The following is a 24719-nucleotide window of genomic DNA, read 5'->3' as shown; positions in this document are numbered from 1 at the left end:
CTGACGCCTCCGGCGGTCGAACTCTGACAAACGCGAATCGAACATTCCAAACCTCTTGTGAGGCCTTGAAACCGTATTTCAGCCGGCTTTTTTGGCCCCATATCTGGGTTTCGGCTGCCTTTCGGCAACCGGTGGGCGGATTTCGCCCTACACCGTGTTCAATCGCCAGCCAAAGATCGTCGCCATTCGTGCCTGGTTGTAAGCAGCCAGGGTAAAGGTCGTTTGATCATAGTGCCGGATAACCGCGCGCGCGATCGCTCAGGCCCAGGCGTTGGCGCAGATGCGCCAGCACCCAGGTGTAGCCGAGATGCTCCTGCTCCAGACGCAGGCTGTCAGCGATGCGATTGTCCCGCAGGTCGTCGTAAAGTGTCTGTTCCGCCGTCGTCAGGCGGTGCAGGTCGATCTTTAGCGGTTTGTCTTCGCTGCCCCGGAAAGCGGCGTGGGCGTCGAGCGTTGCCCGGTCCATCAGGAAGGATTCAACGCCGGGAAAATGGCCGCGCAACTGGTCGAGGATGGCAAAGCCGTGGGTGTCGATGTCGCCCCAATAAAGAAGGGTGCAGTTCGCCAGCCACTTGGCCCCGGACAGCGCTTCCCAGCCGTAGCCGGCGCCGAAGATGGCCAGTGCGCCAGGCAGTTCGGGCAGGGTAAGGAAGTTGGTTTCATTTTCGGTGATGATGACGGTGCGCACTGGTAGCGTCAGGCGGCTGAAGCTGTCGGCATCGAGGGTGACATCCGGGGCGCTCAGCCCCGGCAGGGTCGCGATGTCGGGGTCGAGGGGGCGCCAGCGGATGCGCAGCGACTTCTCGCGGAAGCCGTAGCGGGCGGCGAACTGGCCGCTGCCGCTGCGGCTGGCATCGATCTGTTCCGCAGGCAGGGCGAGGTCGAAGAGTTCGGCCAGCACCGCCCGGTGGGCCTCGATGAATTTGCTGTGAATGCCGGCCAGGTCGACCTGGCGCAGGTAGATGCCGGGCCGGGGATGGGCTTGCCGCCAGGCGACGACGGCGAGCAGGCGCGGCCAGGCATCGGTCAGTGCCAGCGCCTGGAGCGGGCGTTTTTCCAGCCAGGGCAGCAGGGCCGGGCAGGCTTGCCGGGTGCTCTCGACGAGGCGCGCGAATTGCGCCCAGTCGTCCTGCTTGCCCAGCCAGGCGATGGCGCCCTCCGCCGTGTCGATCCAGGTCGCCGCCGGCAAGCGCTGCTTGCCCTGGACGCGGTGGCGGACTTCCTGCCATTCGATGCGCAGCGGTGCCTTGGCCAGGGTGGCCGTCCATTCGCGCACGGCCTCGAAGCGTTCGCTGAGGTCGCTGGAGCTTGGGGTTTTCAGCGTCAGGCGCAGGGGAAAGCGCGGCGTGCCGTTCAGCGTGTCGCGCAGCAGTTCGCCGCGTTCCCACAGGCGGGCCAGTTGCGCCCTGAGGTCGGTGGGCGTACTCCAGCTCATGCGCTGAATTCCGGCGTTGCGGCTTTCTGCGCCCGGTATTCCTCGATGCTCAGGTTGCGCAGCTTCGAGGCCCGGCCGCCTTCGTTATGGACGAAGCCGACGCTGGCGACATAGGGCTCGATGATGTGAATCTTCTGCAAGGGGGTGACGATCAGCAGTTGCAGGTTGAGCTGCTTGAACAGGCGCAGGCCGTATTGCGCCGATTCGTCCGAGCCGCGACCGAAAGCCTCGTCGATGACGACGAAGCGGAAGGAGCGCGAGCGCACCGCGCCCCATTCCAGACCGAACTGGTAGGCCAGGCTGGCGGCGAGGATGGTGTAGGCGAGCTTTTCCTTCTGCCCGCCGGATTTGCCGCCGGAATCGGAATAATGCTCGTGTTCGCTGTCGTCTTCGCGCCAGCGTTCGCTGGCGGCAAACAGGAACCAGTTGCGCACGTCGGTGACCTTGGCCGTCCATCGCCGGTCTGCTTCGGAGAGGCCGTCGCGGCCGCGAAAGCGGTCAATGATGCCCTTGACCTGGATGAACTTGGCTTCCGAATACTGGGCGTCGTCGGAGCCGCTGACTGCTCCTTCGGTGCAGGCGCGCAGTTCCTGCTGGAAATCGCGGACCTCGGCATCCGGGCTGGGCTGCGATTCGAGCACGATGTAGCGGCCGGGGTTGTAGTCGATCTCACCCAGCGACTGGTTGATGTGGGCGATCTTCTCCTTGATCGTTTCCCGCTCGCGGGCCAGTTGTGCGTTGAAGTTGGCGATTTCGTTGATGGTGTTGACGTTGAGCAGTTCCTTGAATTTTTCGCGGAAGCGCGGCAAGTCGTTGCGCTGCAGCTCGCCGAGCAGTTTCTCGTATTCGAAGGCAGCGTCCAGGCTGGCGTCGATCTCCGCCGTTTCGAGCTTGAACGATTCCTTGAAAGCGGACATTGCCTTGATGATCTTTTCCGCCAACCGCCGGATCTTGTCGTCTTCGTTGTCGATCTTCTTCTGCAGCCAGTCGCGCATTTCGCGCTCGCGGTTGTCGCAGGATTCGACACTCAACTGGTGTTCACCGAGCGCTTCCGGGCGCAGTTCCTCCAGCAGGGCAGCGCGCGCCGGGTCGGCTGCGGCAGTTTCCAGCAAGGCCTGCGCCTCCTGCTGCAGTAACAGCGTGTCGGTACGCTTCTGCTCGATCTTCGAGCGTTTGTCGCGTGCTTCTTGGCGGCTCGTTTCACTCTCCCGGGCAGCCTGCTGCAGCGCCTGCAAGCGCTGGTCGAGTTCCTTGAGGATGTCGGAAGCGGCAGCCAGGCTGCGATGTTCTTCACCCAGCACGGCGATCCGCCGGCTGACGCTGGCCCAGTCGATTTCGTCGAACAGCGCGAATTCGTGCAGGGCGACCAGGGCATCGAGCCGGGCGCGCAGGCCCTGGCGTTCGGCGATCAGCTTGCCGGTCAGGGCGCCGATATCGCCAAGCCGGTTTTCTAGCTGTCTGCGTTTCTCCTCCAGCGCCGCGATCTTGGCCTGGTTGCTCCAGCCGAGCACGTAGCGGCTGCGGTCGTCGATACGGTGGCGGTCGTCTTTCTCGTGTCGGCCGCTCGGGTCCTTGATCTGGCCGGCCTGGGTAATGGCCCGGGTTTCGCGGCGGAACTGTTCCTGAGTGGCGCAGCAGGCGACATCGAAGCGCTGCGCGAGTTCGCGTTCCAGCCAGTCATAGTAAGGCGAGTCGGGCTTGAGCGAGAGCTTGCGGACTAGCGAATCGCGGTGCAGTTCGGGATTTGCCGTGCCTTTGCGTGGGCGAACGTGGAAATAGACCAGGCGAGCGCGTAGATGATTGCGGTCCACCCAGTCGGCGACCGCCTTGTAATGGCTGTCGGGCACCAGCAGGGACAGGCCGAAGCCGTGCAGCAGGCGTTCCGCCGCGCCTTCCCAGTCGCGCTCGTCATCGCGCATCTGGATCAGTTCGCCGGCAAAGGGCATGTCGTCCGGGTCGAGGCCAAGCGCCGTGCACAGGGCGTTGCGAATCTGGATCTGGTGGTCGTCGATGTTGCTGCGCCGACGCTTCAGACTGTCGATTTCGCTGCTCAGCTGAGCGTGCTCCTGCTGGCCCTGACGCAAACTCACGCCGTGTTCGGTGAGGGCGTTTTCGGTGTCGGCATCGCGCTGTTGCAGTTCCTCACGCCAGTTGCCGAAATGCGCCCGTTGGTTGGCGAAAGTGGCTGCTTCGCTGGCCGCCGGTTCGCCGAGTACGGCACATAGTTCAGCGTAACGGACGGCCTTGGCGTGACGCTGGTCACGCACCTGCTCCTGCTGGCGGATTTCGGCGGCGAGCCGTTCCAGGCGGTCGCCGCCATTGTCGCGGATCGCCTGCTGCAGTTCGCTGATCTGCTGCGTCTGGGTTTCCCGCTGTTCGTCGAGGCGGCGCACCTGCTGGTCGGCCCGGCGCCAGTCTTCGTTTATGTTGTCCAGACGCTTGTCGAGCAGCTCGAGCTTGAGGCCGGCAAAGTAGGGGCGCAGGTCGTCGCGGCACCGGCGCCATTGCGCGACCGCTTCGCTCAGCGTGGCATGGCGGTGGCAATCGGCAACCAGTGGCGTCAGCAGGTCCACTTGTTGCTGCGCCTTGAGTACGGCCTGATGGGCTCGGTTGAGGTCGTCGAAATGGCCGATCAGGGCCTGGATGCGCGGCGCCACATCGAAGGGTTCGAGCATGTGCTGGCGCACGAAATCGGTCAGGTTGCCGACGGATTTCATTGATACCGTCTGGTGAAAGAGTTCCAGCGCCTGCTCGTTGTCGATGCCGAAGCGGCGACGGAACCAGGCGGCGTAGGGCGGGAAGCTGTCGTGGATGTCGGCGCCCAGGCCGCGCAGCTTCTTGCGCAACTGGGTGATGTCGCTGCCGAAGTCGGCAAAGTCGGCGGCGATCGACAGGGCTTTCTCGGCGCCGAGGAAGAAGCGGGCCGGCTGGCCCTGCGCTTCCTTCATCCAGAAGACCTGGGCCAGGCTGATGGTCTGGTCGTAACCGGCGTTGTGGAAGACGCCGAGGATTACCGAGTAGCTATTGTGGTCGCGCAGACTGACCGGCCGGGCGACGCCGGTGGTTTCGTTGCGTTCGGACTTGTAATGACCCAACACGTAGGAGCGCAGGCTGCGCTCTTTGCTGTCGGCACCCGCCGCTTTGTTGTAGGCAACCCGGTTCGCTGGCACCAGCAGGGTGGTGACGGCGTCGACCAGGGTCGATTTGCCGGAGCCGATGTCGCCGGTGAGCAGGCCGTTACGGCCGTCGAGCTGCAGCGACCAGACGCGGCTGTCGAAAGTGCCCCAGTTGTATACCTCCAACCGGTTCAGGCGAAAGCCGGACAAGCTGTCGTCGGTTGCAAAATCGAGGGCCAGGCTTTGCGGGTCAGTCATCGCTCGTGCCTTCCTGTTTGCTCTTCGCGCCGGCAAAGGCGATCTGGTAGCCAGCCAGCCGGGCATCGAACTCGGCCAGCCATTGCGCGTCGACAAAAGCTTTCAGGATGCGTCGTACTTCGTAGCCGGCCGGCACGTTCTTGCCGCCCGTCGCCTTGAGCTTGTGCAGGAAACCCAGTTCGACCACCTTGTTGATCGTGCTCTCCATCTGATCAATCAGGCGTGCTTCGTTGGGGCCATCCGGTAGAAAAACCCGCACCAGTTCGACCATCTCGTCGCGGCTCAGGACTAGGCGGGTGTCGCCGCCGCCCGCGTCGAACTCGGCCAGCTTCTTGCGCAACAGCGCCAGCAGCAGGCTGACCGGGAAGGATAGCGGACGCCGTGCGACCAGTCGCGGCAGGCGCGGCGTCGCCTCGTCTTCCGGGTCCGGGCGGCTCTTCAGGAAAGCGTGTCCTTCGGCCTCGTCGAGAACCAGCTCCAGGTTGAGCGCCGTCACGTAGTCGCGCACCCGCGCCTGCAGGTGTAACAGACCCGCCCATTGCCGTTCGTCGTCGGCGCGGTAGAGTACTCCCTTGAGCAATGCGATCAGCAGGGCCGAGAGGTCGGGGGCCGGGGTTTCGGCTGAAGAGGCTTCCATCAGTTTGTGTTGGGGGTCAGGTGCCGGACTCGTCATGCGGGGCAAGCTGGGGGCCAAGCGTCGGTTCGTTGCGGATGACTTTGATGAACTGCTCAGCTTGTTCGACCATGACGCGGGCGTCACTGGTTTCTACCGGGTTGCCTTCGTAATCGGCAACGTAGCGGAAGGTTTCGGCCTGTTTCAGGAGTCGGCCGGTTTCCTTGGTCAATGGCCCGTTTTTTACCAGGTGTTCACTGAACGCATTGAGTACGCCTTGGTGGGTTCTGCCGACATCGTGACCGTAAACCAGCAAGGCCGCGCGGGCGGCATCGAACATCGCATAATAGGCGCGGTTGCATGCACCATCGGCATCTCCCGCGTTGAGCAAAACCCTGGCGGAGAGACCGGCGCGAATGGCTTTGGTCATCAGGTCCGCAGCTCTCAAATCCGGATACCTTCCTTGGCGATGTTACGCAACAGCGAGGGATTCGCCGCGTTCTCCGGGTGTTCCCACTCGTCCTGCCAGACGGGCAGTGGCGAGATATTGATGCCGGTCTCAAGCAGGACGTCGTAGGCGAAGTCCGCCATGGCCAGCGTGGTTGGCAAAATGCGCTGGTGCTCGCCCTTCAGGAGTACGGCGACATCGGCATCGCTATCCCGGCGGTGCGTGCCTCGAGCCCGGCTGCCGTAGACGATTGCGCCTGTCATCTCGTATCGACCGGCGATCAACTGCAGGAAGCGGCGAACCGCTTCTTCAGTCTTCTGATCGATTTTCTTGTGACTTGCCATGATCGTTATCTCGTCGATTTCAGCCTGGATAGTAAGCGATCGGGTAGATCGTTTCAAAAACTCTCTTGTTGATCTGTCGCGCCATGTTTTTTCGCTGCTTGAGAGGCCAGAAAAATCACCCTTGGCAACCGGGCCGAGCGGGTGATTGATTGCCCGTTTTCGGTCTGGGCCTGCCAGTGGATGACTTCCGGGTGGTCTTCGTCGACGACGGCGTTGAAAGTCTCGCTGCCCAGGTGCAGGTAGGTCACCAGTTCGGCCAGGCCGTGCGTCAGCGGTCGGCTGGCGACCAGCTCGCTCAGGGTGGTCTGGGTCTTGTCCTGCAGGGCGTGGCGGATGTGGCGGACGAGTTGCGCCGGGTCGACCAGTACCTGGTCGAAGAGGGCAGCGGGGTCGATGTTTTCGTCCCCGGCTTGCAGGGCGAGGCTGCGCAGGAGTGGCTTCACGGTGGGTGTGAACAGGGGACGCTCCATCGCCAGATCGATGTCGGCACGGGCTTCGGCGATTTCCATCACGGGGCCGGCCGGTGGCCAACCATCGCCCCAGTGCGCGCGCAGCGCCAGTGCCTTGCTTTCGATGCCATGCAGGATGTCCATGATGCGGCGGTTTTCCAGCCAGGCCTGATCGTCGAGGAAACGGCGCAATTGCTGCGACAGCGAAGCCACGGTGCGCTGGGTGTGTTCGCCGGCTTCCAGCCAGTCGTAATGGACGCGGCGGGTGCGGGCATCGGGGTGCAGGGCGGCGACCGCCGGCAGGGCCAGCACCTGTTCGAGTAAATCGCCGAGTTCCTCCTGGCGGCGGCTCGACAGCAGGAAATCCCAGAAGGCGCGGAAGCTTTTGCCCTGGTCGGAATCGGCGATGGCGTCGCGTTCGCCCATGATTTCTTCGAGCAGGGCGCCCTTGCCCCCTTCCCACAGGGCGATGCGCTCGCGGACGCGGCGGTCGAGCTGGCGGAAATTGTGTTCGACCTCGCGGAAATCGCCGAGCAGTTCGCGCGCGCCCTGGATGAATTGCTGGAAACGCTCGCGCAGCGCCGTGTCATCGAGCATCGGCAGATCGCCGGCGACGACGCGGGCGATCTCGGCGTCGATCTCGTTGCGTTTGCGCTGCAGTTCGGCAATGCGCGCGGCGGGGTCGGTTTCGCTGCCTTCGCGCATCTGCTTGAGCAGATCGAACAGCGTCAGCAGGCGCGATTCGGTGCCGACGAACTGCCTTTCGGCCAGTTGCGCCAGCCAGGCGAGGGCTTTTTCGGTGGCCGGCGTCAGGTCGAACTGGGCTTCGTCGGTGCCGCTCTTGTAGAACTTGCGCAACCAGCCCTTGTCGGGCGCCGCCCAGTCGTTCAGGTAGTCGATGGCTGCTTTGGGAAAGGCGGAATCGCCCAGTTGCAGGCGCAGGGCATACAACTCGTCTTCCAGCAGTTCGGCCAGGTCGGCGGCGGCCATGACGCGCTGGTTTGGGAGCACGAACACGCGGTGCAGAAAGCTCGCCACCAGTGCCGCGTGGTCGGAGCGCAGCAGGCGCCAGGCTGGGTGGTAGGTGCGCAGGGCGGCGAGGCTGGCGTAGTCGAGCGGCATTACGGTCTATGCCGCCCAGTCTTCGATTTTCAGGCCGCTGACGCGGACGAATTCGCGCGTGTCATGGGTGACCAGGGTCGCGTTTTCGGCCAGCGCGTGACAGGCAATCCACAAATCATTGGCGCCGATGGGCGTGCCATTGTCCTTGAGGCGGGTCGCCTGTTCGGCATAGTGACGGCAGATGGCCGGGCCGCCGGGGTAACGCACGGGCACCTGGCGGACCAGCGCTTCCAGCCGGCGCAGCACTTCGCTCTTGCGCCTACTGCGTTCGGCACCCTTGAGCAGTTCAGCCCAGGTGACGAAGGACATGCCCAGGCTGTCTTCTTCAGAAAGGGCGTCGATGCGCTGCGCAATGTCTGGCGGCTGGTTCTTGATCAGGTAGATCAGGATATGGGTATCGAGCAGGTAGATCACAGCGTTTCGCGCTCCTGGGCCGGCAAGGGCGATGCCTGGCCGCTTTCCAGCGCCTGGACAAACGCTTCGTCAACCTCGCCCAATGCACGCAGGGCTTGCAACAGCGCCGTACCGCGTTGCGTCGGCAGCGGGTGAATGATCAGGTCGCCAGCCTCGTTGCGGGAGATGCTGACTCGCTCGGCATCGAGTCGGAACTCGGCCGGAATGCGCACCGCCTGGCTGTTGCCGTTGTTGAAAACGCGGGTGGTCAAGGTCGTCATCAGGCAACTCGTGTGTGTACATTGTTGTGTGTATGCTAGATCGCGTCGTCAGCGCTGGCAAGTGGGCGGGAGAGGGCGGGAGAGCGCGATGCAATGCTGCAGGAAACGGGTATCCTTGCGGTCTGGCTGGGGGAGCATGGGGAACCTCCGGTCTGTGTGGCCTGGCATTATCAGGTGCCGGGCCGGCGTGCGATGACAGCGGCGAGCCATACTGTTCATAACGCTGGCAGGATAGGTTGTCGCAGCGCGCGTTGCTAGAGTGAAGGCGATCCAACAGACCCCGCACAGGAGATAAGCACATGATTCCGAAAAGCTTCAAGACATTTGCCGCCGCAAGCCTGCTGGCGCTGACCTGCCTCACCGGCGCGCAGGCCGCCGAGCCGCTCAAAGCCGGCTTCGTCTACATCGGCCCGACCGGCGACCACGGCTGGACCTACGCCCACGACGTCGGCCGCAAGCTGGTCGAGGCGCAATCCGGCGGCAAGGTGAAAACCACCTATGTCGAAAACGTGCCGGAAACCGCCGACGCCGAACGCGTCTTCCGCGACATGGCGCAGAAGGGGCACAAGGTCGTCTTCGCCACCTCCTTCGGCTACATGAACCAGATGGTCAAGGTCGCCAAGGCCTTCCCCAACACCGTCTTCATGCACGCCACCGGCTACAAGACCGGCAAGAACCTCGGCGTCTACGACGTGCGCACCTACGAGGGCGCCTACATGCTCGGCGTCGTCGCCGGCAAGATGAGCAAGGGCAACAAGCTCGGCGTCGTCGCCTCGATCCCCATCCCCGAAGTCATCCGCAACATCAACGCCTTTACCCTCGGCGCGCGCAGCGTCAACCCGGCGATCACCACCCGCGCCATCTGGGTCAATAGCTGGTTCGATCCGGGCAAGGAACGCGAAGCCGCGCTGGCGCTGATCGCCCAGGGCTGTGACGTGCTGATGCAGAACACCGATTCCCCGGCCGTCGTCCAGACAGCCCAGGAAAAGGGCGTCCTCGCCTTCGGCTGGGATTCCGACATGAGCAAGTTCGGTGGCAAGGCCCAACTTGCCGCGTCGATCCTGCATTGGGGCGTGATCTACAAGAAGACCCTCGACGACGTCGCCGCCGGTACCTGGAAGAGCGGCGACATCTGGTGGGGCGTCAAGGAAGGCGCGGTCAACATCGACAACTTCGGCCCGGCCGTCCCGGCTGCCGTCAAGAAGCTCGCCGAAGAACGCCGCGACGCCCTCAAGGCCGGCACCCTCCATCCCTTCACCGGCCCGCTCAAGGACCAGACCGGCAAGCTCGTCCTCGCCGCCGGCAAGACCTACACCGACCCGGAACTGAAGCAGATGAACTTCTACGTCGAAGGCGTCGAAGGGGCGATTCCGAAGTAAGCGGCAAGTGGTTCATGCCGGCGCTTACCGGCAGGAAAAAGCAAAAGCCCCCGGCCTTGGTCGGGGGTTTTGCTAAGCGGTTTTGGCCTCGTCCAGGATCGCCCGTTCGCGTTCGATCTCGTAGCGCAGCTCTTCTTCGCTGGGCAGGATCAGGCGATATTTGCTGGCGAATAATTGCTCGCTCTCGTGGAGCACCGAGTAGCGCACCACGGAATGATCCTTGTGCTCGCAGAGCAGGATGCCGACGGTGGGGTTGTCATCCGGGCCGCGTTTGAGCTCGTCGTACATGCGGACATACATGTCCATCTGCCCGATGTCCTGATGCGTCAGCTCATGGGTTTTCAGGTCGATCAGCACAAAGCACTTGAGCAGGTAGTTGTAGAACACCAGATCAATGTAGAAATCCTTGCTTTCGGTGCTGATGCGTTGCTGCCGGGCGACAAAGGCAAAGCCCTTGCCCAGTTCCAGCAGGAAAGCCTGCAATTTATCCATCAAGGCCTGTTCCAGCGTCGATTCCAGCAGCTTGCCGCTGCCCGGGAAGCCGAGGAATTCGAGCATCACCGGGTCACGGATGAATTCGCGCGGTGCTTGTTTCAGGGCGTGCAGCTTGGCGTCGGCTTCGGCAGCCAGTGCCGGCTTGTCTTCGCTCAGCAGCAGTCGTTCGTAGTACAAGGTACCGATCTGGCGTTCCAGGGCGCGCGAACTCCAGTTCTGCGCGGCGGCTTCGTTCATGTACCACTGCCGGGCCTCGGCGCTCTCGACGCGCAATAGCGTGCGGTAGTGGGTCCAGCTCAATTCGTGACGCAGTGCGTCACACATCGGGAAAGCCTGATAAAACAGGCGCATGTAACGCAAATTGGAGGCATCGAAGCCTTTGCCGAATTCGCGGGTCAGGTTTTCCGCCAGACTGGACAGCAGCTTCTTGCCATAGGCGGCACGATGCTCGCCGCCCTGTTCGAATTCGACGATGTGCCGGCCGATTTCCCAGCAGGTCTGCACCTGCACCGTGTCCACCGCCCGCAGGGCACGCTGGCGACCCTGCGCGATCAGCTCGCGCAGCGCGGCGAGCAGGGTTTGCGGCAGGCTGGGTTGATCGTTCATGCGGGTCTCCTTCACGCCACCGTCACTTGGCCGTTCATTAGCAAAGGGAGGAGCCAGTCGCGGAGTTGCTTCAACGAGCGATTTTCGACCGCATTGACGGCCATTTTTTCGTAGTGTGCTTTGAGTGTTTCTTCAAAGAGACGTGAGACTCGTGGATCGGCCCCGATTGTCGGACAGTTATTTATGTGATCGTTTGTGAGGTTGTTGATGTTGGTTCCAAGGCATTGGTTCTTTATGTACGCCCTGAACCACTTTGACTGAAGAAACGTGTTCACAAAATATCTACTGTTGATATCAGAAGTAATCTTTGAGCAAAAAGCCCCAAAACCCAACGGCTCATCGAAGAGATAGATGCCGTTTTTTCCGACGTGCTCTTTGCTCCCACTTGACATAACTATCAGGGTTGAAAATTTTGTCATGGTCTGAGCGAGGCTTAGTTTGCTATCAGGCACATAGACCAGATCGTCTGTGTCGATAACGTTTGCCGTAACGTTGGTCGCGCGGAGAACACCAACGGCATCTTTCGTATTGGATGTACAAACGTCCTCTTTGCCATAAGTCACGCCACGCTCAAGCGAGATGTATTGCCCGAGTTTTCGCGCTTCCCACCCCACCGGAATCTCTTGTTTCAGCGTGGCGTTGTAGCCCATCTTGCCGCCGGAGGATTTGTAGGGTTTGCCGTTGGCATCGGGGAAGTCGAACTGCACGAACCAGTAGTCGTACAGCGTCTTGGCCATCGCCTCCAGCTCGGCGTTGATGCGGTTGTTGCAGTCGATTTTGGCGTCTAGGGCGGAGAGGACTGCGGCGACTTTCTTTTGCGTTTCCTTTTTGGGAGGTAAATTCAGTGTCTGGTTACTTGGTGTACTGAGATGGTAGGTTAAAAACTCTGGATCAATGGCATCGCCAGGCCGAACTAACAAGCATCCCGTGCCGCAAAAATAACCAACCTCGGTTTTTCCAATGAGTGCTTTCTGCGTGACATCGCCCCGGCGGCTATAAACAATATCGCCCTCTTTCACCAAGTGATGGGACAGTCGTTGTGCATCTTTCTCAGCAATGAAAGCAATACCTAAAAGATTCACACGGTTATTCTTCATGTTGGCCGGCATGATGCACGGAATGCCTGAGTCAACGTAGTCAGATGCATGCAACTGGCTTCCAAACGGTCCTGTTTGAATCTTGCCGCCACCATCACCAAGGACTTTGCCAAGTGTGGTTTGCTGCCACTTACTCATACCGCAACCCCGCCAACTGCTTCTTGATCTCCTGCTCCAACCCCACCGACTCCTTGAATAGCTCGTCCAGTCTGTCAGTAATGCCCCGCATCTTTTCAACAAACTGCGCCGCCGTCAGGTCGCTGTATTCGATCTTCACGTCGAAATACTGCCCGGCGCTTAGACTGTAACTCTTAGCGGCGATATCGGCGTAACTGACCACCACCGAAAAATCCTCCACCGCCTCTTTACCGTTGAAGGTGGCGATGATGCGGTCTTCTTCGGCTTCGGAGAGCAGGGTTTTCTGGTTCTTGCCGTCCTTGACCTTGGTGCCGAGGCCGGAGGCGTCGATCAGGACCACGTCGGCTTTATTGGCGGCGTCGATAAACACAATGGAGACATTGGTGCCGGTGGTGGCGAAGATGTTGCTGGGCATGGAAACGACACCGGCGAGCATTTTGTTGTCCACCAGATGCTGGCGGATGCCTTTGTCGATGCCGCTTTGCGCGGTGATGAAGCCGGTCGGTACAACCACGGCCGCTTTACCGCCGGGCTTCAAGGAATAGATGATGTGCTGCAGGAAGAGCTGGTAGATGGCCATTTTGTCCACGGCCTGCTTGGGGATATTGGGCACCCCGGCAAAGAAGCGTTCGCGGTGCTCCTTGCTGTCCAGTTCATTGCGGAAATCGCTGAAATCCATCTTGAACGGCGGATTGCTGACGATGTAGTCGAACTTCTTGAGTGCATGCCCCTGTGCTTCCCGGTGATAGGGGTGGAGCATGGTGTTGCCCTGGATGATGTTGGGGATGGAATGCACCAGGTTGTTGAGGATCAGGTTCAGGCGCAGCAGGCTGGATGATTTTTGCGAGATGTCCTGCGAGTAGATGCTACAGCGCTGTTCGCCGATGGCGTGGGCGATGTTCATCAGCAGCGTGCCGGAACCGGCCGAGGGGTCGTAGCAGCTCACATTGCGGAGCTTGCCGCGCACTGCTAGCGGCACGAGGATGGCGGCCATGATCTTGGCGACGGCATGCGGGGTGTAGTACTCGGCGTATTTGCCGCCGCTGTCCTTGTTGTAATCCTTGATCAGGTATTCAAACAGCGCGGCGTAGAAGTCGTATTTTTCGTTGAAGATACGCTCGAAGCTGAAGTCGCCCAGCTTGTTGATGATGGCGCGGCAGAAGGCGTCGCGTTTGGATGGGTCGGTGATGAATTCGCTGACCCGGTCAAACAGGGTGATCTTGGCGCCGCCATCGGTTTTGACGGCGAAGATGTCGTTGTTGCTGATGGCGATGTCGCGCAGAGTATCGTCGAACAGCTTGGCGAATTCCGGGGCGTTCTGGCGGCCCCACAGGTGGGCGATGAAATGCTCGGGCTTCAGGCGCGCGGTATCCGGCCCCATCTGCATTTGCAGCATTTCCAGGTCGTCGGCGCTCATCGCCGCGATGGCGGCTTCCCAACTCTCGGCCTTGGCGAGTGCCGGCTGGATCTTCTTGGCCTCGAAGGCGAATTTGTCGTTGAGGAACTTGTAGAGAAAGACCTGGGTGATGATCTTGAATTCGTTGCCGTCGTTGCCCAGGCCGTAAGCGGCACAGATGGCCTTGAGGCTGTCGATCAGTTCGCGGGTGCGTTGTTCAAATTGCTGGCTTACCAAGTGCTTGCTCCAGTGTTACGGCTGCCGCCCGGGCGGGCGCCAGCAAGAAATTCATGCATGTATTCGGCGACCACCAACTGGTTGATGCTGCGGCTGGCGGCGGGAGTGAGTTTGATGTGCTGGCGGGTGGAAAACTCGCCGATGACGATGGGCTGCATCATTAGTTCGAAATAGCTTTCGTTATTGAGCAGTTGGGTGTTTTGCAGCACCTGTTCGTCGGCCTGCTGTTTGACGCCATTGAGAGCGTCAAACAGGCGGCGCTCAATCTGCGAGAACGTCCCGCGCTCGTGCAGGTGCTTGTGAATGCGCGTGTATTTGGCATCGCCCTGGTATTTGGCGCGCAGCAGGTTGTTCTGGCGGTTCAGCTCCTTGACCTTGTCGTGAATCGCATTGAGTGCGCCGATGTTGGCGGTCATCTCGTCCTGGCTGACTTCGCTGAGTTTCTTTTTCTTGAACAGCCGTTCCAGCTCTTCCCGCAGGGTGACGAACTTGGGGTCTTGCTGGTCGAAATTGTCTGCCAGGGCTTCGCGTGTCTGGCGCAGGGTGTTTTTCAGCCGGTCGGCGAGGACCAGTTCTTCTTCCCTGATCTTGGCGAATTTGAAGATCACCTCTTCGAGCGCGACATTGAGCAGATTGCTGGTGTCGGTGGCCGACTCGATGCTTTCCTTCAGATTGAGCAGATCGAGGTGGTTGCAGGTTTCGCGGTAAAGCTGACCGAGCTTGTGGAAATCGAGCTGCTGCAGTTGCTCGTAATCGCCTTGCAGGCGAATCAGGTTGTAGAGATTGCGGGCATCGGCAAGCGCTTTTTTGAGCGCCAGCACGGTGGCACGGTCTTGAATCTGGCTGAGCTGTTTTGAAAACTCTTCGGCATTTTCGATATTGAAGCGGAACAGGATGTCCTTGATCGTTTCGATTTCCTGCGCGATCTCTTCGGCCGATTTGAACAGGTTGGAGTAGTGCTCGATCTCGTCGCCCAGCTCGGATTGCAGTTCGTCGAAGTAGTCTTTGTTGGTCTTGTCGAATTCCTTGCGGATGTCGGCAAAATCGACCACGTAACCGTAGCGGAAATCCTTGTAGGTGCGATTGACGCGGGTGAGCGCCTGCAGCAGGTTGTGCGCCTTGATGACGCGGCCCAGGTAGAGTTTTTTCAGGCGCTTGGCGTCAAAACCGGTGAGCAGCATGTTGTAGACGAACAGGAGGTCGATCTTGCCGGCTTTAAAGTCTTCTACCCATTGCTTGCGCTCGTCCTTGCTGCCGACGTCGTGCAGGATCAGGGCGGCGTTCTTGACCCGGTTTTTCAGCAGGCTGCGGGCGGCGTAGCTGTCCGGCTGCGTCGCGGCGATCACGGCTTGCGCGGAGTCCTGCGCGGTGTTCACTGGCAAGGGTTGAGCCGCATAGACCGTATTGAAAATCTTGAACATCTCTTTGGCTTGATCGGCGCTGTCGCAGATCACCATGCCGCCGATGCTGGCATCGCCCAGCGCGCTGCGGCTTTTCTCGAAGTCAGTCACGATGTAATCGAGCATGGGCTCGACGAACTGCGGGTGCGAGTAGATCAGCTTGCGGTCGATATCGCCTTGCTGCAACTGGACGGCGGCAAGCGCCTCCTGCAGCGAGATTTTGTAGTTGGTGGCGATTTCTTCGCGGATCAGGCGCAGGGTGTAACCGTCGGCAATCGAGGCGTTGTAGTAGTACTTGTGGATGTAGTCGCCAAACAGGGCGCGCGAGTTGTAGTCGTCGCCCAGTAGCGGCGTGCCGGTGAGGCCTATCTTGATGGCGTTGCGGTCGGACTGGCTGAGGTTGGCCAGAAAGCTGCCCTGCGGGTTGTAGCTGCGGTGCACTTCATCAAGAAAATAGACGCGCTGGATGCTGAAGTCGTAATCCTCGGTGCGCACCACATCCGGGTCGTCATCGAATTTCTGGATATTGACTACGGTGATTTCCGGCTTGCCGCTGTGGTTGTGCAGCACCTGCGTGGTTTTGATGTCGCGGGCGAAGGCATCGCGACTATCAATGGTGTGCACCACCAGTCCACGACTGGCGAATTCGCGCTGCGCCTGCGTCGCCAGATCAAGCCGGTCGACGATGAAGTAAAACTTCGGAATCACCCCTTGGTGCTGGAAGTAATCGGTGAGAAAGCGGGTGTTGTAATACGCCAGCGCGGTCTTGCCGCTACCTTGGGTGTGCCAGATGATGCCCTTCTTCACCCCGGCATCGAGTTTCTTCTTGATGGCCTTGGTGGCGAAGAGTTGGGGGTAGCGCATGACATGCTTGTGCAGGCCGTCGCTTTCGTTAACGTAGGTCAGCGCAAAGCGCAGCAGGAAGGCGAGGCGCTCACGACTGAACAGGGAGGTGCAGATGCGGTTGGTTGGCGTATCGGGCGATTTGTTACTCAGAAACTCGGGGCTGTGCTTGATGACGTTGAGGTTGTTGTCGCGCAGCACGTCGTTTTCGAGAGCGTCATCTTCATCCGCCAAAAGCTGGCTGAGGTCGAGCGTTTCTTCTTCGCGGAAATAGTTGAAGACGGGCGAGTCGTAGGATGGGCTGGCGTAAAACGCGCCTTCAATGGCTTGCGGTGAGCCGTCGTCGTACTCCATGTTGTTGGAGAAGACCATCAACTGCGTGATATTGATGAAGCGCCGGAATTTTGGATTGCGGCTGCGCGTGATGATGCGGTTACGCTCGGCCAGTACGCCTTCGCGATTGTTGGGCTTCTTGACCTCGATAAAGGCCAGCGGCATGCCGTTGATGAGCAAGGTGATGTCGGGCCGGAATTCATCGTCGCCGTTCTTGCAGGTCAGTTCGGTAACGACGTGAAAGCTGTTGTTGTCGAAGTTCTCGAAGTCGATCAGGCGGACGCCAGAACGCTCGCCAAGCCGGTCATAGAAGGCGTTGCCGAGGTCTTCGTTGTCCAGCAGGAGTTTGACGTCAGCCAGCAGTCGGGTAACGTCTTCCGTACTCAAATCAGGGTTGATGCGGGCAATGGCTTCGTTGAACAGCGCGGGGAAGATATTGGTTTCTTCGTCCCAGACGGCATTCTTGAGCGAGAGGTAACGGTAGCCAAGCCGGACCAGATGCAGGATGCACGGAATCTTCACCCGTGAGTCTTCGCTGAAAATCATCGGGTTGATCTCCCTGATGGTTCTTGCTGCACGGGATTGCCTGAATCTTCATCCGCACCACCGGTACGCACCCATTCATCAACCTCGGATAGCTGGAATTTCCACAGCCGGCCGATCTTGTGTGCGGGCAAACCTTTGCGCTCGCGCCAGCGATAGACGGTGTCTTTTACGACGCCCAGATGGCGGGCGACATCGATGGCTGTGACCCACGGTTCGGAATTCATGGCATTGGCGCTCAGAGCAAAGCCTCAAAGTCGTTCAAAATCGTTATCAGTCTAACAGAGGCTGGATTCAGTTGCTTTTGAACAAGTCCGACTCTCGAAGGTGGACGGAAGGTTGATCACGCGGACATGAAAATCTAAATTGCCCTGCTATTCGTGCTGTCTGCCGCTTGATCGTCAAATATGGAAAGTTGCCTGTCGCTACCTCATGAGGCTGGGCGGTCGGTAAGCGGTGGATTGCCGCCCGATTTGGTGCGTTTAACCCAATGGCCGTTATGGCCGAACCTCGCACTTACCACCACACCAGCGGATACCGCCGTGACGTCGGCAGGTTGTTGACGACCAGGGCGACGGCCAGCAAGAGCAGGGGGCCGGTGGTGGCGGGCCAGAGGATGTACCAGTAGCCAAGGCGTTCGATCTCGGCGCTGCCCAGGGTGGCGATCAGGGCGGTGGCGCCGCCCGGGGGATGCAGGCAGCGCGTGAGGTGCATCAGGGCGATGGCGGTGGCGACGGCGAGGGCCTGGGCGAGCACCGGCTGGCCGTGCAGCAGTTGCCAGCAGACGACGCCGACGGCGGCGGACAGGGCGTGGCCGCCGAGCAGGTTGCGTGGCTGGGCGAGCGGGCTGCGCGGGGCGCCGAAGAGGAGGACGGCGGAGGCGCCGAAGGAGCCGATCAGCAGGTGCAGGCTGTAGGCGCTGAAACTGTACTGGCCGAGCCAGGCGAGCAGGCCGATGCCGGCGAAGGCGCCGAGCCAGGACCAGAGGATTTCGCTGTTGTTGACGCGTGGCGGACTACCGGCGGTAGTGCCCCGCCACTTGCGGAAGTAGGCGCGCAGGCGGTTTTCCGGCGGAGTCACGCCGCGTCGTCCCGGCCCGCCTGGCGCTGGCGCAGGCGCTCGACGGCGTGGCGCCAGGCGAGGTGGTAGATCAGCCGGAAGTCTTCGGTGCCGATGTCGATATAGCCGGGCAGTTGCTGCATGGCGTCGAGGATGTCGGCATCCGACAGCTCCGGTTCGTGGTCGGCGTCGATGGCGAGTTCGTTGCTGACCGGCGGCGAGAATTCACGCATGGCGACTCTCCTCGGCGAGGGGCAGGACGTCGGGGTCGGCCAGCAGGTTGGCGAGCGTGTAGCTGTCGAGGACCAGGAACATCGCCTGCAGGGCTTCGCGCAGTACGCCCTTGACCCGGCAGATGCCGTCGATGCGGCAGGGGTAGGTGGTGCCGAAGCAGTCGGCCATCGCGAAGTCGGTTTCGGTCTGGCGCAGCACCTCGCCCAGGCCGATGTCGGCCGGCGGGCGCGCCAGGCGCAGGCCGCCGCCCTTGCCGCGCACCGTCTGCACGTAGCCGCAGCGGCCGAGGTGGAGGACGACCTTCATCAGGTGGCTTTCCGATATCTCGTGCCAGGCGGCGATCTCGCCGATGCTGATCAGCCCGCTCGGGCGCTCGCCCAAGTAGAGCAGGACGCGCAGGCTGTAGTCGGAAAAGGTGCTGAGTCGCATGCCGGCTCCATAAGGGGAATTTTTGATGTTGATTATAGGGAGGGGAGCCGTTACCATAAAGTGGAATTTTAAATTCCACTTATGATTTCCTCGTCTGGCGGGGAGTTTTCAGGCAGCGCAGAAATGGCCCACCCCACCCCGAGAAAAGTCATCGACATCCGCCCGGCCGGCGATCCCGAGGCCAAGGTCTACCCGCGTTCGGTGGACGGACCGTTTACCCGCTGGCGCTGGTTCTTCGTCTGGCTGACGCAGGCGGTTTTCTACGGCACCTGCTGGCTGCCCTGGGACGGCCGGCAGGCGGTGCTGTTCGATCTCGACGCCCGCAAGTTCCACCTCTTCGGCCTGGTGCTGTGGCCGCAGGACACGATCTACCTGGTGATCCTGATGATCGTCGGCGCGCTGGCGCTGTTCCTGTTCACCGCCGTCGCCGGCCGCCTGTGGTGCGGCTACAGTTGCCCGCAGACGGTCTACACGGAAATCTTCCTCTGGCTGGAGAAGCTGATCGAGGGCGACCGTGCCCGCCGCATCAAGCTCGACGCCCAGCCGTGGCGCGCCCGCAAGTTGGCGATCAAGGGCGGCAAGCACCTGGCCTGGGGGCTGTTCGCATTGTGGACCGGCATCACCTTCGTCGGCTACTTCGTGCCGATCCGCGAGCTGGTCGGCCAGCTGGCGAGTTTTTCCGCCGGGCCGTGGGCGAGCTTCTGGGTCGTCTTCTACGCCTTCGCTACCTACGGCAACGCCGGTTTCCTGCGTGAACAGATGTGCCGGCAGATCTGTCCGTATGCCCGCTTCCAGTTCGTCATGCTCGACCCCGACACGCTGATCATCGCCTACGACAACCAGCGCGGCGACGCCCGCGGCGCCCGCCCCAAGGGCGCCGACCCCAAGGCGCTCGGTCTGGGCGACTGCGTCGATTGCGGCATCTGCGTACAGGTCTGCCCGACCGGCATCGACATCCGCGACGGCCTGCAGAACGAATGCATCGGCTGCGCCGCCTGCATCGACGCCTGCGACCAGGTGATGGACAAGATGAACTACCCGCGCGGGCTGATCCGCTATTCGACGGAGAACGCCATCGCCCAGCGCCTCACCCTGGCCCGCGTGCTGCGCCGGGCGCTGCGCCCGCGCGTGCTGATCTACGCGACGCTGCTGGTCGGGCTGACGCTGGCCATGGCCTGGTCGCTGGCGCACCGGCCGCCGTTGCGCATCAACGTCGAGAAGGACCGCAACACGCTGGCCCGCGAGGCCGACGACGGCGCCATCGAAAACATCTACCGGCTGCAAATCCTCAACACTGGCGACGATGCCCGCCGGCTGCGCATCGCAGTCAGCGGCGAGGCCCCGCTGGCCGTCGCCGGCGACACCGCGCTCAACGTGCCGGGCGGCGAAAGCGGCGCCGCCACCGTCGTCGTCCGCGCCGAACCCGGCAGTCTGGCGGCCGGCGCCCACCGCATCGTCTTCGTCGTCGATGACGGCGCCGAACCGGCGGTCAGCGGCAGCGCCGACGCCCGCTTCTGGATGCCCTGAGGCGAAGCCATCCGCCGCAAGCGCGCACGATGCTGTTTTGCCGGACCTTGTGCGCAGGAGGTTCTGCTGCGGCGTCGGCTGTGCGGTGCTGCCTGGCGGCGTGGCGGATTCAGGCCTGCCCGGTAGCGCCTGATTGCGCGCCAATGACGAACGGGTTTTGTTCGCGGCGTCCGGTGACAGCCGGCCCCCATGCGGCCAGGCGCCTTTCCGCTCGCCCCGGCAATCGCAGCGGCGGCCTGCGTCGCTCCTTGGCCGGATAGCGGAGTATGATTCAGAAAAACACGCTGGAATCAGGGAGCGAATCGCAAATGCGGATAAAAAAACCATTTGGCATTCTGGCGTTGGCGCTGTTCCTGAGCGCCCCCGCCGCGGCCGGGCCGTTGCCGCCGATCCTGATCGCCCATGTCGCGCCGACCACCGGCCGCTTTGCCCTGCATGCCGAAGCGGATCGGCGCGGCGCCGAGATGGCGATCGAGGATTTCAACCGGCAGGGCGGCGTGCTGGGCCGGGAAATCGTCCTGATTTCGCGTAATCCGACGATGGACGGCAAGCAGGCGGCCGCAGTGGCGGAAGAACTGATCACCCGCAACAAGGTCGGCTTCATGGTCGGGGCGATCGCCTCCAACGTCGCGGCGAGCATGTCGGCGGTGGCGCAGAAATACGGCGTGATCTTCATCAACACCAATTCCTCGGCGCCTTCCGAGTCCCTGGAAAACGCGCACCGCAGCAAGTTCGTGTTCGATGCCAGCGGCGCCAATTTCAACCGTGCCCTGCTCAAGTACGCGCTCAAGGACCGCAAATCGAAGCGCGTCCTGCAACTGACCGAGGATAACGCGGCCGGTCACAGCAATGCCCAGGCGATGCGGCCCTACATCGCCGAGTATGGTGGGCAGTTGGTCGGCGAGGTGCTGGCACCGGAGAACCTGACCGACCCCACCGAGGTGTTGAAGCAGGTGGCGGCGATTCCAGCCGATGTGGTTACCCTGGTGATCAGCGGCGACAACCAGATCAAGCTGTTTTCCCGGATCGATCCCAAGGTGCTCGAACGCCAGTTCTGGATCGTCGGCGAAGTGGACTGGGAAGAGCTTTATCCGGCGCCGGGCACGCCACGTCCGCTGTTCGGCACCACCTGGGCCTGGAATCTCGACACGCCGGGCAGCCAGGCCTTCGTCGAACGCTACCGCAAGCGTTACGGCCACACCCGCCTCGACTGGCCGGGCGATGTCACGCACGCCGCCTATCTGGCCACTCGGGCCCTGCTCGAAGCCATCGTCAAAGCCGGCAGCACCGACAACCACGCGGTCATCGCGCAACTGGAGCAATACCGCGCCGAACCGCAGGTGCGAATGCAGCACGATGCCGCCTACATGGACCCGGTCAGCCATCATCTGCAGCAGACCATCTACATCGCGCGCTGGAAGCCTGACCCTGCACACCCCGAGCGCGGCATCGAGATCGTCGGCCGCGTCACTCCGGAACAGGCGCGGCATGCGCCCGAAAACAACACCCGGCTGGAATCCCTGGCCGATACACCACGCTATTCACCCTGATCCATGACCGGGAAATCTGGCCTGATCGGCCGCATCGCTTTACTGGTGGTACTCGTTGAAATCGTCGTCTTCGGCATTCTCGGCGGCTTCTACGTCAGCCGTTTCAGCAGCGCCCTCGACGAAAGGATGATCGCCGGCCTGCGTAACGTCGGCCACATGCTGGCAAGCGAAAGCCTGCCGATCAGTTCGCTGTCGCAGGAACGCCTGATCGCCGACCTGGTCGGCGCGCCTTATCTGGAGGGCCTGGCCGTCGGTGGCAACGGCCGTGTCATCGTGGCTACCGACAGCGCCTTGCTCGGCCAGGACGCCGCCGCGTTGCCGGGGATCGATCCGCGCTGGCTGGCCGCCGATGCGCCGGACGAGCAGTGGATCGCCGTCGGCGACCGTCTGACCAGCGTCCAGCGCCTGCGCGGGGAATCCGCCAGCGCTCCGCTGTACACGGCGGTCATCGCGGTCAGTACCGAGGCGCTATCGGCGCGCAAGCAGTCGATCATCCTGTGGGGCGTTGTCGGTTCCCTGTTCTTCATCGTCCTCAGTTCGGCCGTGCTGATCGTCGTTGCCCAGCGCTTCATCGGTTGCCGGGTCAGTGCCACGCTGGCCGTCCTCAAGCGGGTCGAGGAGGGGGCGCTCGACGAGCGCATTCCAGTCACCAGCGAGGACGAGCTGGGCGAACTGCAGCGCGGCACCAACTCGATGATCGCCCGGGTGCGGGAAACCCTGGCCGAACTCAGTGCATCGCGTGCAGCGCTGGCGCGCAGCGAGGAGCGCATGGCGCTGGCCCTGCAGGGCGCCAACGACGGCATCTGGGACTGGAACCTGGTGAGTGGCGAGGTCTATTTCTCGCCGCGCTGGAAGTCGATGCTGGGCTACGGCGAACATGAACTGCCGGACGAATTCGCCACCTGGGAAAGACTGACCGATCCAGAAGGCAGGGAGCGCACGATGCGCCTGATCGACGACTTGCTGAGCGGCCGGGCCCGGGTCTTCGACATCGAATTCCGTATGCGCCACAAGGACGGTGAGTGGGTGGACATCCGCTCCCGCGCCTTTCTCCAGCGCGGTGCCGACGGGAAGCCGCTGCGCCTGGTCGGCACCCACGTCGACATCAGCGAGCGCAAGCGTTCGGCAGCCGAGCTGGACGCCCATCGCCATCACCTGGAATCGCTGGTCAAGGCGCGCACCGCCGAACTCGAAGTCGCCAGGGACATCGCCGAGGCGGCAAGCCGGGCCAAGAGCACCTTCCTGGCCAACATGAGCCACGAGCTGCGCACGCCGATGAACGCCATCATGGGCATGACGGCGATCGCCCTGCGCCACGCCGAGGACGCCAAGCTTCGCGACCAGCTGGAGAAGATCGACTCGGCGTCGCGCCATCTGCTGCACGTCATCAACGACATCCTCGACATCTCGAAGATCGAGGCCGAGCGCCTGATCCTGGAACGTACCCGCTTCCGGCTCGGTGAGCCGGTGGAAAACCTGTTGAGCCTGATCGGCCAGAAAGTGGCGGAAAAGGGGCTGCGTCTCGATGTCGAACTGGCGCCGGGCCTTGCCGGACGCTCCGTGGTCGGCGATCCGGTGCGCCTGGGGCAGGTGCTGATCAATCTGACGGCCAACGCGCTCAAGTTCACCCAGCAGGGTTCGATTGTCCTGCGCAGCCGGCTTGTTGAGGAAACCCCGAATGAACTGCTGCTGCACTGGGAGATCGTAGACACCGGCATCGGCATCGCGGCCGAAGACCAGAAGCGTATTTTCACCGCCTTCGAGCAGACCGATGGCTCGATGACCCGCAAATACGGCGGTACCGGCCTCGGGCTGGCGATCAGCCGGCGCCTGGTGAAGATGATGGGCGGCGAAATCGGCGTCGAAAGCGCACTTGGTCAGGGCAGTCGCTTCTGGTTCACGGTCCGGCTGGAAAAGGCCGGCGCGGCGGCAGATGAAGCTGCCCCGGGCGCCGAGGTGTTTTCCGCCGAAGCCCGTCTGCGACAGGACTACGCCGGTGTACGCGTCCTGCTGGCCGAGGACGAGCCGATCAACCAGGAAGTGTCGCTCGGCCTGCTCGGCGACGTCGGCCTGACGGTCGACCTGGCGGAAGACGGGGAGAAGGCGGTGGCGCTGGCCAGCGAGAAACGCTACGACCTGATCCTGATGGACATGCAGATGCCTAACCTGAACGGCCTCGATGCGACGCGGGCGATCCGCAGCGGCGGCCTCAACGTGGTCACGCCGATTCTGGCGATGACCGCCAACGCCTTCGACGAGGATCGCCAGATCTGTCTCGATGCCGGCATGAACGACCACATCGCCAAGCCGATCGACCCCGAGCGGCTGTACACCACGCTGCTGCACTGGCTGGCGACGCGACACGTCTGAGCGGGCCTGCTCCGCCAGGCTTGCCCATGCCAGCGGTTTGGTGCTGCAATGTTTCCGGCCCGGCTTTTGCCGGGCGCCCGGAACCCTCCCGATAAAGGAAACCCATCGTGAAGAAAATCCTCCTGTTGTCGCTTTGCCTTGTTTTTCCCCTGGCCGCACAGGCGCAGGAAATCCGGCCGGGTTTGTGGGAATTCAAGTCCTCGAGCACTACCCCGGGGGCGCCGGACATGGCGGCGCAGATGGCGGAAATGCAGGCGCAGTTGAAGAATCTGCCGCCAGAACAACGCCGGATGCTGGAGCAGCAGATGGCGGCGTCCGGGGTCGGCATTGCTGGCAACGGCAATATCCGGGTCTGCATCACGCCGGAAGAAGCGGCGCGCAACGCGATCTACTCGGGACGCCAGGAAGACGACTGCAGCTATTCCAAGGTGCAGCGTACCGGCAACACGATTCGTGGCGAGGTCAGTTGCCGCAACCCGAAATCCCAGGGCAGCTTCGTCAGCACCATCCACAGCCGGGAGCATTTCAGCTCGCGCATGGAAATGCAGTCCGCCGAGGGGCGCATGCAGGCGAGCACCGAGGCCCGCTGGCTGCACAGCGATTGCGGCAAGCGCCCCTGAGCGA

The 24719-nt window shown here is 62.1% G+C and carries 21 protein-coding genes; 5 read left to right on the top strand and 16 right to left on the bottom strand.

The annotated features are described in order from the left end of the window. Positions 1 to 226 precede the first annotated feature (226 nt). From ACE3OV_RS14175 to ACE3OV_RS14140, 8 genes are read right to left on the bottom strand one after another with little or no spacing between them, the layout of a single operon-like run. Positions 227 to 1435 carry a DUF3322 domain-containing protein gene (locus tag ACE3OV_RS14175; protein ID WP_374327992.1) on the bottom strand — a complete coding sequence of 403 codons (1209 nt, stop codon included), beginning with the start codon at positions 1433 to 1435 and terminating at the stop codon, positions 227 to 229. Then, a complete protein-coding gene (locus ACE3OV_RS14170; protein WP_374327991.1) occupies positions 1432 to 4809 on the bottom strand; it encodes an ATP-binding protein in 3378 nt (1125 codons plus the stop codon). Before ACE3OV_RS14170 ends, ACE3OV_RS14175 begins: the two co-directional genes overlap by 4 nt. Beyond that, complete coding sequence (locus ACE3OV_RS14165; protein ID WP_374327989.1) at positions 4802 to 5446, bottom strand: DUF4194 domain-containing protein; 645 nt, start codon at positions 5444 to 5446, stop codon at positions 4802 to 4804. Before ACE3OV_RS14165 ends, ACE3OV_RS14170 begins: the two co-directional genes overlap by 8 nt. 16 nt (positions 5447 to 5462) lie before the next feature. Continuing rightward, on the bottom strand, positions 5463 to 5852 hold the full coding sequence (locus ACE3OV_RS14160) for a HEPN domain-containing protein (protein WP_374327988.1): 390 nt from the start codon (positions 5850 to 5852) through the stop codon (positions 5463 to 5465). Positions 5853 to 5866: 14 nt separating this feature from the next. Next, positions 5867 to 6214 (bottom strand): nucleotidyltransferase domain-containing protein, encoded by a 348-nt coding sequence (locus tag ACE3OV_RS14155; RefSeq protein ID WP_374327987.1) that lies wholly within the window; start codon positions 6212 to 6214, stop codon positions 5867 to 5869. A gap of 53 nt (positions 6215 to 6267) precedes the next feature. Further along, positions 6268 to 7785: a DUF3375 domain-containing protein gene (locus ACE3OV_RS14150; RefSeq protein WP_374327985.1), complete on the bottom strand. Its 1518-nt coding sequence runs from the start codon at positions 7783 to 7785 to the stop codon at positions 6268 to 6270. Between the two features lie 6 nt (positions 7786 to 7791). Next, positions 7792 to 8199 (bottom strand): type II toxin-antitoxin system VapC family toxin, encoded by a 408-nt coding sequence (locus tag ACE3OV_RS14145; protein ID WP_374327984.1) that lies wholly within the window; start codon positions 8197 to 8199, stop codon positions 7792 to 7794. After that, complete coding sequence (locus ACE3OV_RS14140; protein WP_374327983.1) at positions 8196 to 8459, bottom strand: antitoxin; 264 nt, start codon at positions 8457 to 8459, stop codon at positions 8196 to 8198. The genes ACE3OV_RS14145 and ACE3OV_RS14140 overlap by 4 nt, the downstream gene beginning before the upstream one ends. A 299-nt stretch (positions 8460 to 8758) precedes the next feature. On the opposite strand from ACE3OV_RS14140, the gene ACE3OV_RS14135 reads away from it, so the two are divergent. Beyond that, on the top strand, positions 8759 to 9838 hold the full coding sequence (locus tag ACE3OV_RS14135) for a BMP family ABC transporter substrate-binding protein (RefSeq protein ID WP_374327981.1): 1080 nt from the start codon (positions 8759 to 8761) through the stop codon (positions 9836 to 9838). A 72-nt stretch (positions 9839 to 9910) separates the two neighbouring features. Here the strand turns inward: ACE3OV_RS14135 and ACE3OV_RS14130 are convergent, their stop codons facing one another. The 8 genes from ACE3OV_RS14130 to ACE3OV_RS14095 all read right to left on the bottom strand — a co-directional run bounded on the left by ACE3OV_RS14130 (position 9911) and on the right by ACE3OV_RS14095 (position 18648). Next, complete coding sequence (locus tag ACE3OV_RS14130; RefSeq protein ID WP_374327980.1) at positions 9911 to 10939, bottom strand: YhcG family protein; 1029 nt, start codon at positions 10937 to 10939, stop codon at positions 9911 to 9913. An 11-nt stretch (positions 10940 to 10950) separates the two neighbouring features. Further along, positions 10951 to 12174, bottom strand: a complete 1224-nt coding sequence (locus ACE3OV_RS14125) for a restriction endonuclease subunit S (RefSeq protein ID WP_374327978.1) — start codon at positions 12172 to 12174, stop codon at positions 10951 to 10953. Continuing rightward, entirely contained in the window at positions 12167 to 13807 is a 1641-nt protein-coding gene (locus ACE3OV_RS14120; RefSeq protein ID WP_374327977.1) for a class I SAM-dependent DNA methyltransferase, read from the bottom strand. Before ACE3OV_RS14120 ends, ACE3OV_RS14125 begins: the two co-directional genes overlap by 8 nt. Beyond that, positions 13801 to 16929 carry a type I restriction endonuclease subunit R gene (locus ACE3OV_RS14115; RefSeq protein ID WP_374327975.1) on the bottom strand — a complete coding sequence of 1043 codons (3129 nt, stop codon included), beginning with the start codon at positions 16927 to 16929 and terminating at the stop codon, positions 13801 to 13803. The genes ACE3OV_RS14120 and ACE3OV_RS14115 overlap by 7 nt, the downstream gene beginning before the upstream one ends. Next, positions 16926 to 17153 carry a helix-turn-helix domain-containing protein gene (locus ACE3OV_RS14110; protein WP_374327973.1) on the bottom strand — a complete coding sequence of 76 codons (228 nt, stop codon included), beginning with the start codon at positions 17151 to 17153 and terminating at the stop codon, positions 16926 to 16928. Before ACE3OV_RS14110 ends, ACE3OV_RS14115 begins: the two co-directional genes overlap by 4 nt. Before the next feature lie 289 nt (positions 17154 to 17442). Next, entirely contained in the window at positions 17443 to 18006 is a 564-nt protein-coding gene (locus tag ACE3OV_RS14105; RefSeq protein WP_374327972.1) for an HPP family protein, read from the bottom strand. Beyond that, the gene (locus ACE3OV_RS14100) at positions 18003 to 18218 is read right to left on the bottom strand and encodes a hypothetical protein (protein ID WP_374327970.1); all 216 of its coding nucleotides are present in this window, start codon (positions 18216 to 18218) and stop codon (positions 18003 to 18005) included. Before ACE3OV_RS14100 ends, ACE3OV_RS14105 begins: the two co-directional genes overlap by 4 nt. After that, entirely contained in the window at positions 18211 to 18648 is a 438-nt protein-coding gene (locus ACE3OV_RS14095; RefSeq protein ID WP_374327969.1) for an Rrf2 family transcriptional regulator, read from the bottom strand. The genes ACE3OV_RS14100 and ACE3OV_RS14095 overlap by 8 nt, the downstream gene beginning before the upstream one ends. A 123-nt stretch (positions 18649 to 18771) precedes the next feature. Between ACE3OV_RS14095 and ccoG the strand changes: the two genes are divergently transcribed. From ccoG to ACE3OV_RS14075, 4 genes are all read left to right on the top strand, one after another. Continuing rightward, the gene (gene ccoG / locus ACE3OV_RS14090; RefSeq protein ID WP_374327968.1) at positions 18772 to 20175 is read left to right on the top strand and encodes a cytochrome c oxidase accessory protein CcoG; all 1404 of its coding nucleotides are present in this window, start codon (positions 18772 to 18774) and stop codon (positions 20173 to 20175) included. Between the two features lie 341 nt (positions 20176 to 20516). Next, complete coding sequence (locus tag ACE3OV_RS14085; RefSeq protein ID WP_374327966.1) at positions 20517 to 21725, top strand: ABC transporter substrate-binding protein; 1209 nt, start codon at positions 20517 to 20519, stop codon at positions 21723 to 21725. A gap of 3 nt (positions 21726 to 21728) precedes the next feature. Beyond that, positions 21729 to 24095, top strand: coding sequence for an ATP-binding protein (locus ACE3OV_RS14080; protein WP_374327964.1), 2367 nt, complete (start codon positions 21729 to 21731; stop codon positions 24093 to 24095). Between the two features lie 107 nt (positions 24096 to 24202). Further along, positions 24203 to 24715 carry a DUF3617 domain-containing protein gene (locus ACE3OV_RS14075; RefSeq protein ID WP_374327963.1) on the top strand — a complete coding sequence of 171 codons (513 nt, stop codon included), beginning with the start codon at positions 24203 to 24205 and terminating at the stop codon, positions 24713 to 24715. The last annotated feature ends 4 nt before the right edge of the window (positions 24716 to 24719 follow it).

Source organism: Azonexus sp., assembly GCF_041909095.1.
Lineage (GTDB): Bacteria > Pseudomonadota > Gammaproteobacteria > Burkholderiales > Rhodocyclaceae > Azonexus.
Note: the sequence above shows the minus strand (reverse complement) of the source record. Positions and strands in the feature narration are given on the sequence as shown.

Bases quoted from the DNA above. Each gene is read 5' to 3' on its own strand.
- ACE3OV_RS14175 (WP_374327992.1), bottom strand. From the start codon at position 1,435: ATGAGCTGGAGTACGCCCACCGACCTCAGGGCGCAACTGGCCCGCCTG.
- ACE3OV_RS14170 (WP_374327991.1), bottom strand. From the start codon at position 4,809: ATGACTGACCCGCAAAGCCTGGCCCTCGATTTTGCAACCGACGACAGC.
- ACE3OV_RS14165 (WP_374327989.1), bottom strand. From the start codon at position 5,446: ATGGAAGCCTCTTCAGCCGAAACCCCGGCCCCCGACCTCTCGGCCCTG.
- ACE3OV_RS14160 (WP_374327988.1), bottom strand. From the start codon at position 5,852: ATGACCAAAGCCATTCGCGCCGGTCTCTCCGCCAGGGTTTTGCTCAAC.
- ACE3OV_RS14155 (WP_374327987.1), bottom strand. From the start codon at position 6,214: ATGGCAAGTCACAAGAAAATCGATCAGAAGACTGAAGAAGCGGTTCGC.
- ACE3OV_RS14150 (WP_374327985.1), bottom strand. From the start codon at position 7,785: ATGCCGCTCGACTACGCCAGCCTCGCCGCCCTGCGCACCTACCACCCA.
- ACE3OV_RS14140 (WP_374327983.1), bottom strand. From the start codon at position 8,459: ATGACGACCTTGACCACCCGCGTTTTCAACAACGGCAACAGCCAGGCG.
- ACE3OV_RS14135 (WP_374327981.1), top strand. From the start codon at position 8,759: ATGATTCCGAAAAGCTTCAAGACATTTGCCGCCGCAAGCCTGCTGGCG.
- ACE3OV_RS14130 (WP_374327980.1), bottom strand. From the start codon at position 10,939: ATGAACGATCAACCCAGCCTGCCGCAAACCCTGCTCGCCGCGCTGCGC.
- ACE3OV_RS14125 (WP_374327978.1), bottom strand. From the start codon at position 12,174: ATGAGTAAGTGGCAGCAAACCACACTTGGCAAAGTCCTTGGTGATGGT.
- ACE3OV_RS14115 (WP_374327975.1), bottom strand. From the start codon at position 16,929: ATGATTTTCAGCGAAGACTCACGGGTGAAGATTCCGTGCATCCTGCAT.
- ACE3OV_RS14110 (WP_374327973.1), bottom strand. From the start codon at position 17,153: ATGAATTCCGAACCGTGGGTCACAGCCATCGATGTCGCCCGCCATCTG.
- ACE3OV_RS14100 (WP_374327970.1), bottom strand. From the start codon at position 18,218: ATGCGTGAATTCTCGCCGCCGGTCAGCAACGAACTCGCCATCGACGCC.
- ACE3OV_RS14095 (WP_374327969.1), bottom strand. From the start codon at position 18,648: ATGCGACTCAGCACCTTTTCCGACTACAGCCTGCGCGTCCTGCTCTAC.
- ccoG (WP_374327968.1), top strand. From the start codon at position 18,772: ATGGCCCACCCCACCCCGAGAAAAGTCATCGACATCCGCCCGGCCGGC.
- ACE3OV_RS14080 (WP_374327964.1), top strand. From the start codon at position 21,729: ATGACCGGGAAATCTGGCCTGATCGGCCGCATCGCTTTACTGGTGGTA.